This is a genomic window from Alcanivorax sp. HI0044 (assembly GCF_001634945.1).
The window spans coordinates 1-551 of the sequence record NZ_LWEZ01001699.1; the positions used below are offsets into that span (position 1 = coordinate 1).

The following is a 551-nucleotide window of genomic DNA, read 5'->3' on the forward strand; positions in this document are numbered from 1 at the left end:
GCCTTCCAGCGCATCAGCCGACTTATTTAACCTCGAGCATCAGGCGTTTGGCATCCAGCAATGCCGGCATTTCTGGCAACGCCATGATCAATCAGGCACAACCGGTGTTTTTCACGTTCATCCGCAAAGAACCATAAAAAAGGGGCCACATGGCCCCTTCTTGAACATTACCCGAAATCAGAGAATAACCAGATGATTGGGCAATTCGTTTTTCTGCTCAGTGGCGGGCACATGAGCAGCCAGTTTATCGCCACAAGCGGCCACGCACTCCTGGAACCCCTTCGCCACGTCACCGCGTTTCAGGTGCGCGATAAAGGCATCCACCATGCTTTGCCACTCGCTGTCCGGCACATGCTGGGCGATCCCCTGATCCGCAAGGATCTCCACATAATGCTCGGCTTCGCTGACAAAGATCAGCACGCCGGTGGCGCCCTTGGTGCGATGCAGCCCCTGCTGCAGAAACGCCTGGCGCGCCAGACTGGCGGCGCGGGCTTGCTGCAAACGCCGGGGCACCAGCCGGAACTGGATTGGCTTCACGCGGAACAGCACCG

1 protein-coding gene is annotated in these 551 nt (G+C 58.1%); it reads right to left on the reverse strand.

Going from position 1 to position 551, the window contains the following annotated elements; translation table 11 throughout:
- Nucleotides 1–177: 177 nt before the first annotated feature.
- A partial coding sequence (locus A3730_RS25560) for a TPM domain-containing protein (RefSeq protein ID WP_197477638.1) occupies nt 178–551 on the reverse strand: 374 nt, incomplete at its 5' end.